Annotated in this window: 11 protein-coding genes; 5 read left to right on the forward strand and 6 right to left on the reverse strand. The window is 61.2% G+C overall.

Annotated elements, in window-relative coordinates:
- Positions 1-2: 2 nt before the first annotated feature.
- Positions 3-1,391: a pentapeptide repeat-containing protein gene (locus ASF26_RS06425; protein ID WP_056251124.1), complete on the forward strand. Its 1,389-nt coding sequence runs from the start codon at positions 3-5 to the stop codon at positions 1,389-1,391.
- A gap of 67 nt (positions 1,392-1,458) precedes the next feature.
- Positions 1,459-4,431, forward strand: coding sequence for a response regulator (locus ASF26_RS06430; protein WP_056251058.1), 2,973 nt, complete (start codon positions 1,459-1,461; stop codon positions 4,429-4,431).
- Between the two features lie 18 nt (positions 4,432-4,449).
- On the opposite strand, the gene ASF26_RS06435 is transcribed toward ASF26_RS06430, so the two are convergent.
- The 3 genes from ASF26_RS06435 to ASF26_RS06445 form a co-directional block, all read right to left on the reverse strand.
- Positions 4,450-4,914 carry a translation initiation factor 2 gene (locus ASF26_RS06435; RefSeq protein WP_244475851.1) on the reverse strand — a complete coding sequence of 155 codons (465 nt, stop codon included), beginning with the start codon at positions 4,912-4,914 and terminating at the stop codon, positions 4,450-4,452.
- Positions 4,915-5,057: 143 nt separating this feature from the next.
- On the reverse strand, positions 5,058-5,390 hold the full coding sequence (locus tag ASF26_RS06440) for a hypothetical protein (protein ID WP_056251062.1): 333 nt from the start codon (positions 5,388-5,390) through the stop codon (positions 5,058-5,060).
- 149 nt (positions 5,391-5,539) lie between these two features.
- Positions 5,540-5,737 carry an Rmf/CrpP family protein gene (locus ASF26_RS06445; RefSeq protein WP_056251065.1) on the reverse strand — a complete coding sequence of 66 codons (198 nt, stop codon included), beginning with the start codon at positions 5,735-5,737 and terminating at the stop codon, positions 5,540-5,542.
- Positions 5,738-6,010: 273 nt separating this feature from the next.
- Here ASF26_RS06445 and ASF26_RS06450 point away from each other — a divergent pair, with 273 nt between their 5' ends.
- A complete protein-coding gene (locus tag ASF26_RS06450; protein WP_244475852.1) occupies positions 6,011-6,967 on the forward strand; it encodes a glycosyltransferase family 2 protein in 957 nt (318 codons plus the stop codon).
- Between the two features lie 76 nt (positions 6,968-7,043).
- Here the strand turns inward: ASF26_RS06450 and ASF26_RS06455 are convergent, their stop codons facing one another.
- A complete protein-coding gene (locus ASF26_RS06455) occupies positions 7,044-8,150 on the reverse strand; it encodes a rhamnan synthesis F family protein (RefSeq protein ID WP_162240218.1) in 1,107 nt (368 codons plus the stop codon).
- 390 nt (positions 8,151-8,540) lie between these two features.
- On the opposite strand from ASF26_RS06455, the gene ASF26_RS21900 reads away from it, so the two are divergent.
- Positions 8,541-13,454, forward strand: coding sequence for a glycosyltransferase (locus ASF26_RS21900; protein WP_082477538.1), 4,914 nt, complete (start codon positions 8,541-8,543; stop codon positions 13,452-13,454).
- Entirely contained in the window at positions 13,439-14,971 is a 1,533-nt protein-coding gene (locus tag ASF26_RS22560) for a hypothetical protein (protein ID WP_156462890.1), read from the forward strand. The genes ASF26_RS21900 and ASF26_RS22560 overlap by 16 nt, the downstream gene beginning before the upstream one ends.
- Before the next feature lie 362 nt (positions 14,972-15,333).
- Here ASF26_RS22560 and ASF26_RS21905 read toward each other — a convergent pair whose 3' ends face one another.
- Together ASF26_RS21905 and ASF26_RS21910 are read right to left on the reverse strand one after the other, a co-directional pair.
- The gene (locus ASF26_RS21905; RefSeq protein ID WP_244475853.1) at positions 15,334-15,675 is read right to left on the reverse strand and encodes a hypothetical protein; all 342 of its coding nucleotides are present in this window, start codon (positions 15,673-15,675) and stop codon (positions 15,334-15,336) included.
- On the reverse strand, positions 15,672-16,150 hold a 479-nt coding region (locus tag ASF26_RS21910), incomplete at its 5' end, for a glycosyltransferase (protein ID WP_156462891.1). The genes ASF26_RS21905 and ASF26_RS21910, both read right to left, overlap by 4 nt.

Genomic DNA, 16,150 nt, shown 5'->3' on the forward strand with positions numbered 1-16,150 from the left:
CCATGGCCGATCGCGATCCCACCCCCGCCCACGCCGCTACCGAAGGGCTGCTGGCCCGTATCGCGGAAGCGGACGGGCAACCCTTCCGCGCCGATGACGAGCGCCTCGCCTTGTCCGGCCTCCGGGCCGGGCGCGAGGTCCTGCTGGCGCGCATCCCGCCCGGCGAGGCGGTTCCCCCGTGGTGGGACGCCAAGCATCGCGGACTCGGCCTGTGCCGCGCGCATCTCGACGGAGCCGACCTCGTCGAGGCCGACCTCTCCGGCGCCAACCTGTCCGGCGCCTCCCTCGTCGGAGCGCTGGCCCGCTCCGCCCGTTTCGAAGGCGCCATCCTGGAGGAGGCGAATTTCAGCGAGGCCGATTGCAGCGGCGCGAACTTCACCGGCATCGTCGGAGGCGAGGCGCGTTTCTCCGACGCGATGCTGGAGGATGCCGACTTCACGGGCGCGACGATGCGCTTTGCCCGGATGCAGCACGCTCTTCTCGACGGGGCGACCTTCGCCCGCGCCGATCTCTGGGGGGCCGACTTCACCGGGGCGGATGCCGATTACAGCCGGTTCGACGGCGGCCGCCTCGACGAGGCGAACCTCTCCGACATGAACCTGACCTTCGCCAATTTCGACGGGGCGAGCCTCAAGAAGGCGCGTCTGGCCGGCTCGCGCCTGCGCGGCGCCAGCCTCTCCGGCGCCGCCCTCGACGGGGCCGACCTCTCCGGGGCCGATTTGTCCGACACCAACCTCGTGCGCCTCAACCTGATGTCGTGCCGCCTGCGCCATGCGCGGTTCTCCGGGGCGCTCCTCACCGGTGTCCGCTTCCGGGTGGACCAGCTCGGCGGCGCGGTGGGTGAGGAGATCGCGGGCGAGTACGAGGCCGCGCAGGCGAGCTACCTCGCCATCGAGCACAACATGAAGAGCATCGGCAGCCATGACGAGGCGAGCTGGGCCTACAAGCGCGGGCGTCGCATGGGCCGGCTCCATGCCGGCGCCGAGTCGCGGGCGGCCTGGTCCCGACGGACAAGGGTGCCCAAAACCTGGAAGCCCGTCCTGCAATCGGGCTATCGCTGGGTCGCCGACCGGTTCGTGGAATGGCTGTGCGATTACGGGGAGAGCCTGTCGCGCATCGCCCGCGCCTTCGTGATCCTGATCTTCGTCTTTGGAGCCCTGTTCGGCATCGCCGGCGGGCTGATCCCCGAGGGCGGCAATGGAAGTGCGACGTACAACCCCCTCGACCTCCTCAGCTACAGCGCCCTCAACATGATGACGGCCAACCCTCCCGAGATCGGCGTCAAGCCGGTCGGGCGATTCACCAACCTCCTCGTCGGGATCGAGGGCGCCGCCGGCATCATCCTGATGGGCCTGTTCGGCTTCGTCCTGGGCAACCGGCTGCGACGATAGGCACCCGCCGGAAACGCCGTCCCCGCACACCACCGATCCGTCATCGACATCACCGCGAGCCGCACCGATGGACACCCCGACCTCATCCCGCCGCCTCTGGCGCTGGCGCGGCCCCAAGACCGTCCCCACCGCCCTGCAGGGGATTCCGGGCTCCCCCGTGGCCTTCGGCCTGTTCGCGGTCGCCGTGGTCGCCGGCCTCGCCAATTACGTGTTCGCCGAGCGCAGCCGCACGGAAGCCTCCCGCCAGCACGACATCATCACGCTGAACGAGCGCCTGCTCTCGACCATGAAGGACCTCGAGACGGGCATGCGCGGCTACACCCTGACCGGGTTGCCGAACTACCTGACCCCCTACAAGCGCGCGGTCGACACCCTCGACGGACAGATCGGTGAGCTCGACCGGCTGGAATCGGAATCCGCCGATCCCGGAACCGCCCGGCGCCGGGAGCTGCGGACCCTCATCACGGGTGAGCGCGATTTCGCCCGCCGGGTGGTGGAGGCGCGGGATGCCGGCGGCTTCGACGCGGCCGTGACCCTGGTCCAGACCGGGGAGGGCAAGCGGATGATGGACGGCATCCGCGAAGCCACGCGGGTCGGCCAGGACCATGCCCGCGACAGCCTCGCCCGTTCCGAGACGACGGAATTCTGGCGTGGGCTGATCCTGTCCCTCGTCTGCGCGGCCTCGGGGCTCGCCGCGATGGGACTGCTGGGCCGCATCGCCCTGCTGCGCCGGCGCGACAGCCAGCGCATGACGGCGCTCCTCGATGGGGTTCTGGCCAACGCTCCCGTGGGCCTCGGCTTCCTCGACCAGACCCTGTCGATCCGCCACATGAACCGCGCCCTGGAGACCATGAACGCGCGCGGATTCCAGGCGTCCCTCGGCGGCCCGATCTGGGCCGCGATTCCCGAGCTCGAAGACCTGCTCCGTCCGAAATTCGAGGCGGCGCGCGACAACGGCCTGATCACGCCCGATATCGACGTCGCCGTGCCGACCCCGAGCGCGCCGGGCGGCGTCCGCCATCTCCAGATCAGCGTCTATCCGCTGCCGGGCGCGGCGGGCCTCTCCGACGGGACGGTGGACGGCGTCGGTTTCGTCGTCACCGACGAGACCCTCCGCAAGCTCACCGAGGAGCGCACCCGCCAGAGCGAGCAGCGGTTCCGCTCCCTGACCGAGGCCACGTCCTCCATCGTCTGGGCGACCCCGCCGGATGGCGGCTTCGCCGTCGCCCCGTCCGAATGGACCCGCTTCACCGGCCAGAGCCCGACGGAGGCCGCCGGCCACGGCTTCCTCGGGGCGATCCACCCCGACGACCGCGACAAGACGCAACTCGCATGGGACCACGCGGTCTCGAACGTCACGCTCTACGAGATCGAGCACCGCCTGCGCCGGCATGACGGGGTGTGGCGCCACATGGCCGTGCGCGGCGTCCCCATCCTCGACGAGGCGGGGACGGTCCGCGAATGGGTCGGCGCCCATACCGACATCACCGCGCGCAAGGAGGCCGAGCAGGCCCTGGAAGCCGCCAAGGAATCGGCGGAGGAGGCCAACCGCGCGAAAAGTCAGTTCCTGGCCAATATGAGCCACGAGTTGCGCACGCCGCTCTCGGCGGTGATCGGCTATTCCGAGATGCTGCAGGAGGAGATGGAGGATCTCGGCCAGGAGAGCCTGCTCGCCGACATGCGCAAGATCGAGGCGAATGCCCGCCATCTCCTCGGCCTCATCAACGACGTCCTCGACCTCTCGAAGATCGAGGCCGAGCGCATGGAGATCTACGCCGAGGACTTCCCCGTCGCCGAGATGGTGCGCGAGGTCGCCTCCACCGTGGACGCCCTCATCGGGAAGAAGGGCAACGCCCTCGACCTCGACCTCGCCGAGGATCTCGGGCTCGCCCATACCGACCAGACCAAGCTGCGCCAGTGCCTCATCAACCTCCTGAGCAACGCGGCGAAGTTCACCGAGAACGGGCGGATCACCCTCTCGGCCGTGCGCGAGGGTGATGGCGAGGACGCCTGGCTGGTCTTCCACGTGGCCGATACCGGCATCGGGATGAGCCCGGAGCAGCAGGCCAAGCTGTTCGAGCGCTTCACCCAGGCCGATGCCTCGACCACGCGCCGCTTCGGCGGCACCGGCCTCGGCCTCGCCATCACCCGCGCCTTCTCCACCATGCTCGGCGGGCAGATCGACGTGGCGAGCCGCGAAGGGGAGGGCACCACCTTCACGATCCGGATTCCCGCCCGCTACGTCGAGGTGCAGCCCGCCTCCGCGATCGCCCATGACGGACCCGCGACGGCGCCCTCCGGCGCCGCCAAGGGTGATCAGGTCCTCATCATCGACGACGATCCCGCGACCCGCGATCTCCTCACCCGCTACCTCGAGAAGGACGGCTTTCGCGTGGCCAGCGCGGCGGACGGACGCGAGGGCCTGGAGCGCGCCCGCGCCCTGCGCCCGCGGGTGATCCTCCTCGACGTGACCATGCCGCGCATGGACGGATGGTCGGTTCTACGGGCGCTGCGCGCCGATCCCGAACTCGGGGCGACGCCGGTGATCATGGTCACGGTGCTCGACGAGCAGAGCCTCGCCTTCTCGCTGGGCGCCACCGACTACCTGCACAAGCCCATCGAATGGGGACACCTGAAGGAAGCGATGGAGCGTTTCCGGGCCACGGGCTCCGACGGCCCGGTCCTCGTGGTGGACGACGATGCCGACGTGCGCGAGCGGATGACGGCGATGCTCACCCGCGAGGGCTGGCGCGTGACCTCCGCCGAGCACGGCCGGGCCGGGCTGGAGGCGGTGGCGGTGAAGAAGCCCTGCCTCATCCTCCTCGACCTGATGATGCCGGAGATGGACGGGTTCGGCTTCCTCCGTGTCCTGCGGGCGAAACCCGAATGGCGCGACATCCCCGTGGTGGTGCTCACCGCCAAGGACGTCACCGCCGACGACCGCCGGCGTCTGGCCGGTCAGGCGGACCGAGTGCTGCAGAAGGGCCAGCTCAGCCTGTCCGACCTCGCCGACGCCCTCCGATCCCTGGTCACGTCGTAGGCGGACGGGGCTGCGCCCTCACACGCCGGGCCTGCCACGGCGCCTGCGCTCACGCTGGGCACTGGGCAGGCTGTCCGGCACCAGGGTGGCCACGACCGGGTTGGGGAAATGGTCGAACGCCGCGCCCGTGGCGGCATCGACGCCAATGCCGATGATGCCGCCGGCAATGACGTTGCCCGCCATACCGGCGGCCCCGGTTCCCACGACTTTGGTGCGCACGGGAATGGTCTCGGGCCGGAAGCCGGGCTTGGCGAAGGTGACGTCGAACTCGTCGGAACGGTCGACATCGAGCGAGCAGGGCGTGGCCGGGCAGGCATAACCTTTGGTGCTGGTCATCATGGCGCCGGCGGGCTCGGTCTGGAACGCCATCTTCTCGGAGGTTCCGCGCGTGATGCTGCCGCACGCTCCCAATCCGAGCACACCGACACCCACCGCGGCCATCGCCGCAGCCCTGACAATCCGACCCACCATGACGTCCCCCATGCGCCGCATTCTCAGTCGGCGAAAGGTTGTCGCGCGACGGGTCTCGTCCCGCAAGAGTAGTAGCGCGTCCCTTTATTCCCGATACACAGGCATCCGTCGGTAGTTCGAGGCGTGCCTGCCAACGGTGAGATCCCCGCGTCGGTTCAGATCGTCTCGTAGGCAAAAAGAAGCGTAATCGTAGACAGGCCGAGGAGGCCGATGACGAAGCAGATGTCGGCGACACGCTCCAGCCGGAGGGCAAGGGGACGGTCGTCGTCGAGGCGCATGGAGAGATACGAAGCCGCCGCACCGACGAGGAACAGGATCGCCGTGAGGGACACGGCCTCGTCCACGTGGCTCGGGCCGATCTGAGCCTCGGCGATCTTCACCAACCCGACGAGCGTCGTGCAGACCCCGATCATCGTTCCCGCCGCGGGCAGGATGTGCTGGGACAGGGCTCGGGTGCCGTGCCCGCCCCTGGGGCTTCGTCCGTTCATGGATGGCTCCGGCGCTTGGAAAAGTTCAGGCCGGATCGACTATCGCATGACGGACACCAGGTCTTCGAGACCTCTTCCCGCGCGGATCAGGGCACGGCGATGGTGAAGAGGAACCGCCAGCCGGGTGTTCCCGGCCGGACGGCATGCGGTCAGGTCGCCTTTTTCGGATCGACGGTTCCGGTGTCCGTCGCGCTGTCGTCGCCGGCGGCCTCGTCGAAGGCCTGTATCCAGGCGGCGTGATCGTCGCTGCCTTCGGAATAGGGACAGCTGTCGCGTGTCTTGCCGTAGAGGCGGGCGTTCCGACCCTTGATGAAGGGGCTGTCGCTCGCGGTGGCGCCGTCGCTCATGGCTCGTTTCCCATCCCAACCGTTTCTGGAACCGGGGAAACGCGACAGCGGGGAGGAGGATCGATGCCACCCTCGCCCTGCGACGAAAAACCCGCCGCGGCGTGAGCCGGGCGGGCGAAGGTGGAGTCTCTTAGCCAGAGCAGAACGGGCTCGGGCGCCGCGAGTTCCCTCGTCCGCCGCAAGAGGATGGTTTCCACCACATGACCTCTGCGGCTTGCGTAGGCCTCATCAGAATGGCAGTCCCGCCGACATATGCCGCAACAGGAAGCCGCCTTGTCCGCGCAACTGCCGACGATCGCCGGGATCGTCATCTATCATCCCGACGAGGCGAACCTCCTTCGCCTCGTCGGCGCGCTGGCGCCCGACGTGCGGGAGATCGTGATCTACGCCAATTCCGCCGTCTCCTCGCAGGATGAGGAAAGTCTGCGCGCGGCGGCGGGCGGCACCCTCCTCACCGTGATGCGTCCAGACGGCAATCTCGGCCTCGGCGCCGCCTACAACGACCTCCTGGACCACGCTACCGGGCAGGACGCTTCCTTCCTCCTGCTTCTCGATCAGGACAGCCTGCCGCCGCCGAGTGCGATTCCGCAGCTCGCCGCACGCCATGCGCGGCTGGCGGAGGCCGGAGAAAAGCCCGCCATCGTCGGCCCCCGCCCGACTGACTGGGCGGACAAGCCGCTGCGATCTCCGCCCCAACAGAGAGGCAGCGGAGACGCGGTGCAGGCGACCCGCGTCCAGTTCGTGATCTCGTCGGGTTCCCTTGTGAATTGCGAGGCGGCGCGGGCCGTGGGTCCGTTCCGAGCGGATTTCTTCATCGATGCCATCGACGTGGAATGGTGCATGCGGGCCAACCACCGCGGTTACTCCATCTGGATCGCGGACGACGTACCGATGGCCCACGAACTCGGCCGCGGCCTGATCCGGCTTCCCTTCGGCCTCTCATCTACGGACCAGCCGCCACGACGGCTCTACACCTTCCTGCGCAACCAGCTGGCCATGCTGCGCATGGGCCACGTCCCTCTCGCCCACAAGGCCAGGACGCTGCTGCTCCTACCCCTGCGCATCGTCGTGTATCTCGGGCAGAACCGCTTCTCGCGCGAGGTCAGGAACGCGCTCTGGCGCGGCCTGTTCGACGGCGCCCGCGCCAGGCTCGGCCCACCGGAGGTCGCACTTGGGAGGTCGGCACACCGGCGGAACAATCGCGCTACGGCATTCAAGCGGCCGCCGTAGAGCCGCAAGGCGTCTCGACGCCGCGTACTCGGCGTGCTCAGCGCCGGACGCTTAGAACCGTCCTACGGCCCCTGCATCACTTCAAAACTCTCCCGTCGAGACCGCGAACGCTGAAACCATCAGCCCATGCGGAGAGGGTGAAGCACCGCTCGATGGCATGGTGAAGGGTTGCGTCGAGCTGGCGCGCCTCGGGCTCGAAATCCTCCGGGCTCAGCTGGAGATGCCGGAGGCGCGCGAGTGCCGCCGGTCGAAACCAGAACATGGATCCCTCAAAGAAACCCAGCCGGACGGCGTCGTCCGGCATGCCCATCTGCCGCACGACAGCCCTGACACGCGCTTCGTTAGCCATCCAGTAGGATGGCGCTGCGCGGTAGCAGGCCTTCCAGCCGATAAGACCGGTATCGGGCGTTTCGAAAGCAGCCAGCAGCCGCAGCGTCGCGTTGCGACCGCCCGCAAGCATGGTGAAGAGAAGCTTGCGTCTGATCTCGCCGTCACGCAGATGCGGACTGCGTTTGGTGTGCAGCTTCAGGACCGCATCGTAACGGTCGAACGTCCCTGCATTGAGCAATGCGATGAAAGGAGCGATGTCACGGCCCCGATTCTCGCACGGGTGGAGGATCGCCCCCGGAATGCCCTCAAGCAGATGCCGGGCCTGTTCGACCCGATCGCTCGGAACCGTGAGGTGAAGCGGAGCTCCATCGGGCAGCATCGACCAACAGGCCAGGATCTCGGGCAAGAGATCGAGATAATATAAATGCGCGACGACGGCCGTCCGGACGTCCGGACGACGTGCAGGCTCGCCGAACTGCGCCACCGCCTGCCGCAGACGCTGGCCGGGCGGCGATACGAAGGCGGCGCCGAGCGTCAACGCTACAATCTTTTGATAGACGTGGCGACCGTAGGCGGAAGACCGGAATCCGAGACGACCGATGGCCGTCAGGCGTGCCGGAAGAGCCATGTGCTGCCCTTTGTGCCGAGTGAGAGGCCGCATCGTCGAAGGTCGTCCATCTTCTTCCTCGACGTGGTGACTACGATCGTTCCAGCCATGAAGGCCAGACACTTCGTGAATGGCATGGGATTTCCTGACGGATCGAACTTCAGGGAGGATCGAACCGTCACGCTGCGAACGCAGTCGTATTCTTCGAAGCCCCACACTGAAGAACCGCCGATGGTGCAGCACCATCAGGGCCAGTTGGGCTCGCAATCGGTCGCGATGAGTTCGGTCGGCACCGGTACGTTCGGCAGACGACCTCCGTCGCACGAGCGAGCGGGCAGACGGCCATGGACCACATTCACCGCCATACGGTACGATGTCCCCCTTGGCTTGGCATCCGGAAACGCGCGAATGCATCGGAAACGTAGAACCGGTGGGACGCGAGGAGGCATGGGCAACCGTCCGTCCAGCGATGCGCGCCCCCCACACGGGCCTGATGTGGGCCGAGCGGGGCAATTGCGCAACCTCACAATTTGGATGACAGAGGACAAGTTGTCCCCTAGTCCCTCCTCCACCATGGCAGCCGATCTCACGACCTCCAACGCGAGATTGCTCCCTGAATGCGTAGGGAAATGAACGATGGAAGACACTCGGCGTCGAAGCCTGATTAGTGCGTTCGTCATCTCCTACAATTGTGAAACCACAATATCGTGCTGCCTAAAAAGCTTGAGTTTCGCCGATGAAATAATCCTCGTCGACAAATCATCAACCGATGGCACGATTGAAAAAGCGCGGGGCTTGGCTGATCGTGTCGTCGTCATCCCCTGGTCACCGACCGCGGAGGAGACCAGAAGTTTTGCGTCGGACCTCTGCGCGCACGAAAGTATAGTATTTCTAGATGCAGACGAATGCTTAAATGTTTCGGCGATAGAGTACTTTAACAGAGAGCTACGCTCACCAAATCATGATTATTACATCATTCCCCGAAATGAGTTTATTATTGGAATCCATGATCGCGACGCATACTACTGGCCGGAACACCACACCCGAGCTTATGTCAAGGGCAGTATACGGTTTGTCGACACCATTCACGCCGGCATCGAGCACGTGTCTTCAGCGGAGTGCCGGATCCAAGTCGATAGCGGGATTGCGATCGAACACTTTTCGCATGAAAACGTTTATCAATGGATTGAGAAGGCCAATCGCTATACGTCTATCCCAAATAGACATTTGATGCATGCAAACGAACCCGATTTAATTGAATTTGCCCATGAATGCATCAATCATTGGGTTAAAAAAAGCAGAAATATCAATCTGGATAGTTATCCGGCCGCCGTGGCTATGCTTCGATCAACATATGACCTTATTGATCGGCTTAAATCTTGGGAGCATCAGCACACTCCGGACGGGGCTTTACGCTTCCAGTCCGAGATGGTTCGGCTAAATGATGCCTACGCTGAACTGGGTTTGCTCAAGAGCCGCCAGACAACGGTATCCTTCGACAAGGGAGCGGAGGACAGCGAACTCCTCGGTGCACAGTCTGCCGCCTTGGATCGGGCAAAGACAGCGGCGCTGACGGCGACGGCCGCTCGGGATGGGATCTCCAGGCAACTTGAACAGGTACGTCTTGAGATTACCGAACTGGCCACAAGCCGAGACGATCTGCAGGCTGAGAACGCCATGCTCAAAAGCCAGGTCGCGACCCTTCGTGAAGCGGTTGTAAAGTTGAGTGACGAAGCCGGTGGCCTTCGCGCGATCAATCAACACACAGCTCAGCAACTCGGGGAAGCAAGCCGCGAGCTGCATATATTGCAGACATCAAGCTCCATGCGGCTCACCGCACCGCTCAGGCGTATCGCCCAACGCAATCCCAGCATCGCGCGCAGAGGCATGCGGATCGTGCGTTTGGCATATTGGACAGCCACGATGCGGTTGCCACAACGACTACGCGAGGAACGAAGCGTCCGATTGCTCAACCGGTCTACGATGCGCACAGACCGCAGCCTTAAGAAAGTACAAATACCGTCGTCCTTCGCGGCGCCAGCCTCGGAGACCCCGGTCGTTTCGATCGTCATTCCAACGTATGGTCAAAACGAGTATACACGACTGTGTCTCTATTCGCTCCACGTCAATCCGCCTCGTACACAAGTCGAGATAATTGTAATTGATGATGCCCACCCCGACAATGGAAGCCAAGAGTTAAAACAGTCGATACATGGACCTCTATTCGTCTCTAATGACAAAAATCTCGGCTTTTTGAAGACTTGCAATGCTGCGGCACGTCTCTGCAAGGGCCGTTACATTTTCTTTCTGAACAATGACACCGAGGTCATGTCCGACGCAATCGATGCGCTTGTGGACTTGCTTGATACTGATCCTACAGTGGGCCTCACTGGCTCCAAGCTGATTTATCCGGACGGCACTCTGCAGGAAGCGGGTGGTATTGTCTGGAGCGATGCGTCAGCTTGGAATTTCGGACGCAACAGCGATCCGAAACGGCCGGAGTACAACTATCGGCGAGAGGTCGATTACATTTCTGGGGCCGCAATCATGGTGCGGAAATCGATGTTCGATGAACTTAACGGTTTCGACGAGATCTTTGCGCCAGCATATTACGAAGACACGGACCTGGCCTTCAGAACCCGTGCATATGGACTGCGTGTCGTGTTCGAACCTCGTTCGGTGGTTATCCATCATGAGGGAAAATCACACGGAACCGACGTGTCCTCCGGCGGCAAAGCCTACCAGATACGCAATGCTGTCACGATGAAAGATCGATGGCTGCCGCTGCTATCCAAAGAGCATTATCCCAACGGCCACTCCGTTCTGAGGGCACGCGATCGCGCACGCGGTCGCTCTGTCATCCTCGTTGTCGATCATTACGTCCCAGAACCAGATCGCGATGCCGGATCACGTTCTACGATCGGTGTACTGGGAAGTTTAGTTCAGGCCGGCTGGGACGTGAAGTTTTGGCCGGAGAACCGCGCCTATTCGCCGGAGTATACGCCACGGCTCGAAGCCATGGGTATCGAAACTTTGGATGGACGCTCACCGGAATCACTAGGAAGTTGGCTCGCCTCGAATAGGGACGACATCGATCATGTCATGTTGATGCGGCCGGATACGGCGTCCGCTGCACTTCCTATTATTGCGGCCACAGTCCCGCGAGCACGGCTATCCTACTACGGTCACGACATTCATTTCGAACGTATGCGCCGCGAGGCTGAGCTGACTGGTGATACGCGGTTGATGGCGGCGTCCGATCGCATGGAGCTCCTTGAACGCTCTTTGTGGCGGCAGTTCAATGTTGTCATTTACCTTTCGGAAGAAGAGGTGAGCCTCGTCCGTAAAATCGAGCCGGCGGTGAATGCTGCCAGCATCGTAGGCTTTGCGCGGACCAGGTTCATTGATCGCCAACAACCCACGGTCGGAAGCACGATCCTGTTCGTTGCGGGATTCGCACACCCACCAAATGTGGATGCAGCCAAATATCTCGTCCGAGAGGTGATGCCGATTGTTTGGAATGAGCATCCCCAGGCAAAGCTGGCGCTCGTCGGCTCCAAGCCGACCCAGGAAGTTGTCGCATTCGCCTCCGCAAATGTCATCGTTACTGGATGGGTGAACGACGAAGATCTGCATGCCTGGTACGACCGGGCACGCATCTGCGTCATTCCGCTTCGGTTCGGCGCCGGAGTCAAGGGCAAGGTCGTGGAAGCATTGTGCGAAGGCGTGCCACTCGTAACGACGCAGGTTGGCGCACAGGGCATCAAGGGATTGGATGATATTGCTCCCATCGCCACAAACGCGGCCGAATTTGCAGCAGCCGTCATCAGGCTGCTAACCAATGATGCGGCTTGGTCACAGCAATCTGCTGCTCAGACGTCTTTTGGACGCGCCAATTTCTCGGTTGAAGCCATGCGCACTTCGATATTGAAGGCGATCGAGGATCCAGATGCAGCGCCGAGTGGGCCGAAGAACGATCCCGTTTCTGCACGGCAAGCTATGCTCGCTTTAAATGATGAAAATCAAACCTATAGCAATCGGATTCAAGCGCAGATCGCTCAGCACGCATATGCGCCGATCCACGACTCACCCAAGATTGCAGATTGGGTGAACGGACAGTTCCTCACTCCAATGCTCAGCAAGATTTTTGATGCGACGAGTATCGCCGAAATCTACGCCATTGAGCTCGCCAAGGCTGTAGAACGTACAGGAAGCGACACCATCGTCAGTCTTGGTGCCGGCGACGGCGCACAGGAAATCGCGATCCTACAGGCTGCCGACACACTCGGTCTGCTTCGCTTCCGCATTATATGCCTTGAGCTGTCGCAGATATTAATCGACAGAGGCACGGCTGCGGTCAAAGCGGCTGGGCTTTCAGACCGTCTTACCCTGCATCGCGCGGATCTGAATTCCGAGCTGGCGCTAGTGGACGGACCTTTCGCGGGCTTCATTGCCCATCACTCTCTGCATCACATCGAAGCGCTCGAGACGTTGTTCGATGGAGTTGAGGAGTACATGCATTCTGAAGGGGTCTTCGTCACCTTCGACATGATCGGTCGCAACGGCCATATGCGCTGGCCGGAAGTACTGGGGCCGGTTCGTGACATCTGGCGGAGACTTCCCATCCGCCTTAAGCGCGACCATGGCCAGGGCTGCGACGACTTATGGTTCACGGATTGGGACTGCTCGATCGAAGGATTTGAGGGAGTTCGGGCACAGGACATCCTGCCTCTGCTGAATCGCAAGTTCCGGTTCGAGAGGTTCCTGTCATGGGGCGGCCTGTCGGATGTCTTCATCGATCGGCGGTTTGGGTACAATTTTGACCCTGCCGTGACGGCAGATCTTGAATTCATTAAATCGGTTGTAAATTCAGAAGATCAGTTGATTGCAAGCGGCCGAATTTTTCCGACCCAAATGGCCGCAGTCATGAGAAGTAAACGATCAATAACTGCTCCGGTCAAAGCGATCTTCTTCGGCAATCGGTCACCCGACCTCATGGAACGGCCAGTGACCGGAGTTTTCCCAACACCGACGCTTACTGAGATCGGTATACAGATTCCCTACCCAGAGGCTTCGGCTGTTGAGGCAGAGCGGATCGATCCCGACACCATAGTTCCCTTTGGAACTGGCAAACTCTTCGGACTCGATCTTCTTCGCTGGGGTTGGGATCGGCCTGAAGAGAATTTCGTTTGGGCCTATGGTTCGGAGAGCGCTCTGGAATTGACGGTCGCTGACAATGTCGATCGCCTCTGCTTCGGCACCCTCGGCTATGTGGCCCCAGCCGTTGGCTCGCAGGTACTGACCATCGCCGTGAACGGAAGACTTGCCGCGACGGTCGTGCATACGAAAAGCGGCGAGGGCAAGGACGTCGATGTTCCCCTCAATGGCGCAGGCCATAAAGGTCAGATAATTCTGATCACAATTACCGCATCGCGCCCCCGCCAACCCGATGTTGACGGAGGCGAAGACAAGCGCCCGCTGAGCTTTGGACTGATATCCATGACGGCCCGGCCGGCGCAACGATATCTGTCGCGATGGAGGCGCTCGTGACGAGTGCTGGAAGAGCGGAGGATTTCCTCGATATTGATTCCAAGGAGGCCGGAGATATCCTTGCGGGAACGGCAGGATCGCTATCTTCCTTGTTCGTTGAGGCATTTCGACAAAGCGTAGCAGAACTCCAGAAGCCTGCGATCGGCCGCAACGTGCGGCGCTACTGTGCCGACATCCTGACCAAGGGTTGCTTCGAGGTCGTCTCGCCTCTGACAGGCGAGATAGTGCAGAGCGGCACATCCCTGGTGCTCACCGACAAGACCGTGGTCTTCTCATTTCCCGAAGCGCCGACGCTCTTCATTGGCTCGGGCGATCTCGGACGCGGCTATCCACTGTGTGCCGCTATCGTTCTGGAGCCTCCGGTCTGGATCGAACTCGAACGGACGGATTGGGGTTTCGGACGAAGGCATCTCGAGGAATTCTTCGCGCTTGTCGAGCGACTGGCGTGGCGCCCCTCTACACCGAATGAGCCCCTGCTCATCGTGACGGGCGACTCGAATTTTGCCCATCACGCATGGAATCAACTCTCGCCCTTCCATGATCTAGCGAACGCAGGATGGCGCCTCGGCGACTTTGCCCTCGTTGCGACTCATTTGCCGCTTGGGCCGCTGCATACTTTCTTTCCAGAGATCGAACTGGCTCGACCTGTTCATACGAGCGATTCTCGTCTTTCCGAGTGCAACCGACTTGGACAAACCTGCATCACCCTTGGTGGCGAGCGCTTGCAGATTGGATTAACGAAACGCATTCTTGAGGCCGATCCGCCCCTTTATACCAGTCGTACATGGCATATTAAAGAAAATATTTCTGGGGAAAGAGGCCCTGTTCTTTGGATGAGTGTTCGAACGCGAAACAGGACATTGACAAACCAAGTGGATGTTCTTGTATCTATTGGAGAGGCATTTCTGAGTCTCGCACCAAATGGATCGGTGGTCATTGATGGCCATTCGATATCCGGGGATCAGGAAGCGGAAGGTCATGAAGCGGCAGCGTCAATTGTTGCTCTTGACCTTCAAGTTGCCGATGTCATCGCCGAACGCCTTCGAAAGGGAGGAGCGAAAGCGCGCCATCGCATCTACCTCGCTGTCGGCCTCCCGATCATCGACAGCATCTGGCTCAGCCAGTCGGCGTCTATCTACTTCACGCATCACGGCACCGTTCAACATAAGATTGGCTGGTTCAATGCTACGCCTGGCATGATTCATTGCAATCTTGAGATCCTGGCGACAAGCCCAGCCACCTGGGTAGCAGCCCAGTCTGAAATCGCGATTTGCCCGCAATACATTGCAGCTCATCTTGTCACCGATGCAGCAGAAGGGCCTACAGATCCTTTTGGCGAATTACTGAAGACGAACAATTACACCATAACCAACATAGAGGAGTTAACCAGGACATTTGCGAACTTCACGCTTGAACACATGCCCCCTCAAACAAAACTTGCAAAATCCACGCTATTCTATAACCTTACAAAGCTGATTTCTCGTGGGCGAAGATCTTTACAACGATGGAAGGCGTGACGAAACACATCCGGCAACCAGAGATGTTTTGTCATGACGACGGCGATCGTGCGTGGATGAAGGCGGCCATGAATTACACTCATCGCTATCCGGCTTCACTCAGTCCGAATAGTCACCGCCTCGCTCGTGCGAGTTAGATGTGGTGAATAATATGGATCCGCCAGTAGATATTTTTCTACTTTGTGGCGAAGACATCGATCTCGCGCTGAAATCTTGCCTGCTTTTCGGGCCCGACTTCGTAGCCACGCGATCTGCTTTCGAAATGATAGAGGTCGGCAAAAGGCGTCCAGACATTTTCATATCCTGCTTCACGGACTTTGAGGCAGAAATCTATGTCGTTCAGAGATACGGCCAGTGAAACCTCATCGCCCCCCAACCTCCAGCGCAACAGATCGCCTGACGGCCAAGCAAGCAGCAGTAACCGCGCTTAGATTTTGTACTACGCGCAGCCGCCCAGAATAGCCGAACTTCATCGCGTCGAAACCGCGATAAGGATGGCTGGCGACACCACAAATGCCAATGAAGACACCGGCATGCTGAATGGTGCCATTATCGTAATGTAGCCTTGCGCCAACACATCCGATTTCACGCCTCACTGCGTGCGACACCATTTCGGTCAGCCAATCTCCATTCATAATGGACGTATCATTATTCAGGAAAACGATAATATTTGCCTTCGCGAGAGATATTTCAATATTGTTCATAGCAGAATAGTTAAAAACTGAGTTATATATTCGATAGTTACGCCTTGCGGGCGAATATAATCGTAGAATCGCAAGGTATCGAGGTCAGTCGAGCCATTGTCCACAATGACAAGCTCGTACCGCGGATAGTTAATTCTTTTTCGAATCGACGTAATACATGCCTCAATGAGCTCAGGTTTGGCTTTGTTGGGAATGATGATGCTGACCAGCGGGGCCAGGAAGGGCAGATGATAGCGCACATGCATCATTGGAATGTCGGAGAGAAGAGAAACTTCGGCTCGTCGCCCAGTTCTGCCGAGATGCCCGGCTACGGCCTTCGTCATCGCGTTCATGGCATATGGCTTTGCCGTGCCGCTACTGGCCGCAGACATATTAGGGTCTGAACCGAACCAAGATATTGCTGACGCTGCAGTTTTATGATTCACGTTCGCGGTTTTCAGCATGGAGGCGATGATGGCAGACCTGTTCTGGCTCT

The sequence above is a fragment of the Methylobacterium sp. Leaf93 genome (genome assembly GCF_001422345.1).
Lineage (GTDB): Bacteria > Pseudomonadota > Alphaproteobacteria > Rhizobiales > Beijerinckiaceae > Methylobacterium > Methylobacterium bullatum.

Excerpts from the sequence above, each read along its gene's own strand:
- ASF26_RS06425 (WP_056251124.1), top strand. The coding sequence starts at position 3 with ATGGCCGATCGCGATCCCACCCCCGCCCACGCCGCTACCGAAGGGCTG.
- ASF26_RS06430 (WP_056251058.1), top strand. The coding sequence starts at position 1,459 with ATGGACACCCCGACCTCATCCCGCCGCCTCTGGCGCTGGCGCGGCCCC.
- ASF26_RS06435 (WP_244475851.1), bottom strand. The coding sequence starts at position 4,914 with ATGGGGGACGTCATGGTGGGTCGGATTGTCAGGGCTGCGGCGATGGCC.
- ASF26_RS06440 (WP_056251062.1), bottom strand. The coding sequence starts at position 5,390 with ATGAACGGACGAAGCCCCAGGGGCGGGCACGGCACCCGAGCCCTGTCC.
- ASF26_RS06445 (WP_056251065.1), bottom strand. The coding sequence starts at position 5,737 with ATGAGCGACGGCGCCACCGCGAGCGACAGCCCCTTCATCAAGGGTCGG.
- ASF26_RS06455 (WP_162240218.1), bottom strand. The coding sequence starts at position 8,150 with ATGGTGCTGCACCATCGGCGGTTCTTCAGTGTGGGGCTTCGAAGAATA.
- ASF26_RS21900 (WP_082477538.1), top strand. The coding sequence starts at position 8,541 with ATGGAAGACACTCGGCGTCGAAGCCTGATTAGTGCGTTCGTCATCTCC.
- ASF26_RS22560 (WP_156462890.1), top strand. The coding sequence starts at position 13,439 with ATGGAGGCGCTCGTGACGAGTGCTGGAAGAGCGGAGGATTTCCTCGAT.
- ASF26_RS21905 (WP_244475853.1), bottom strand. The coding sequence starts at position 15,675 with ATGAACAATATTGAAATATCTCTCGCGAAGGCAAATATTATCGTTTTC.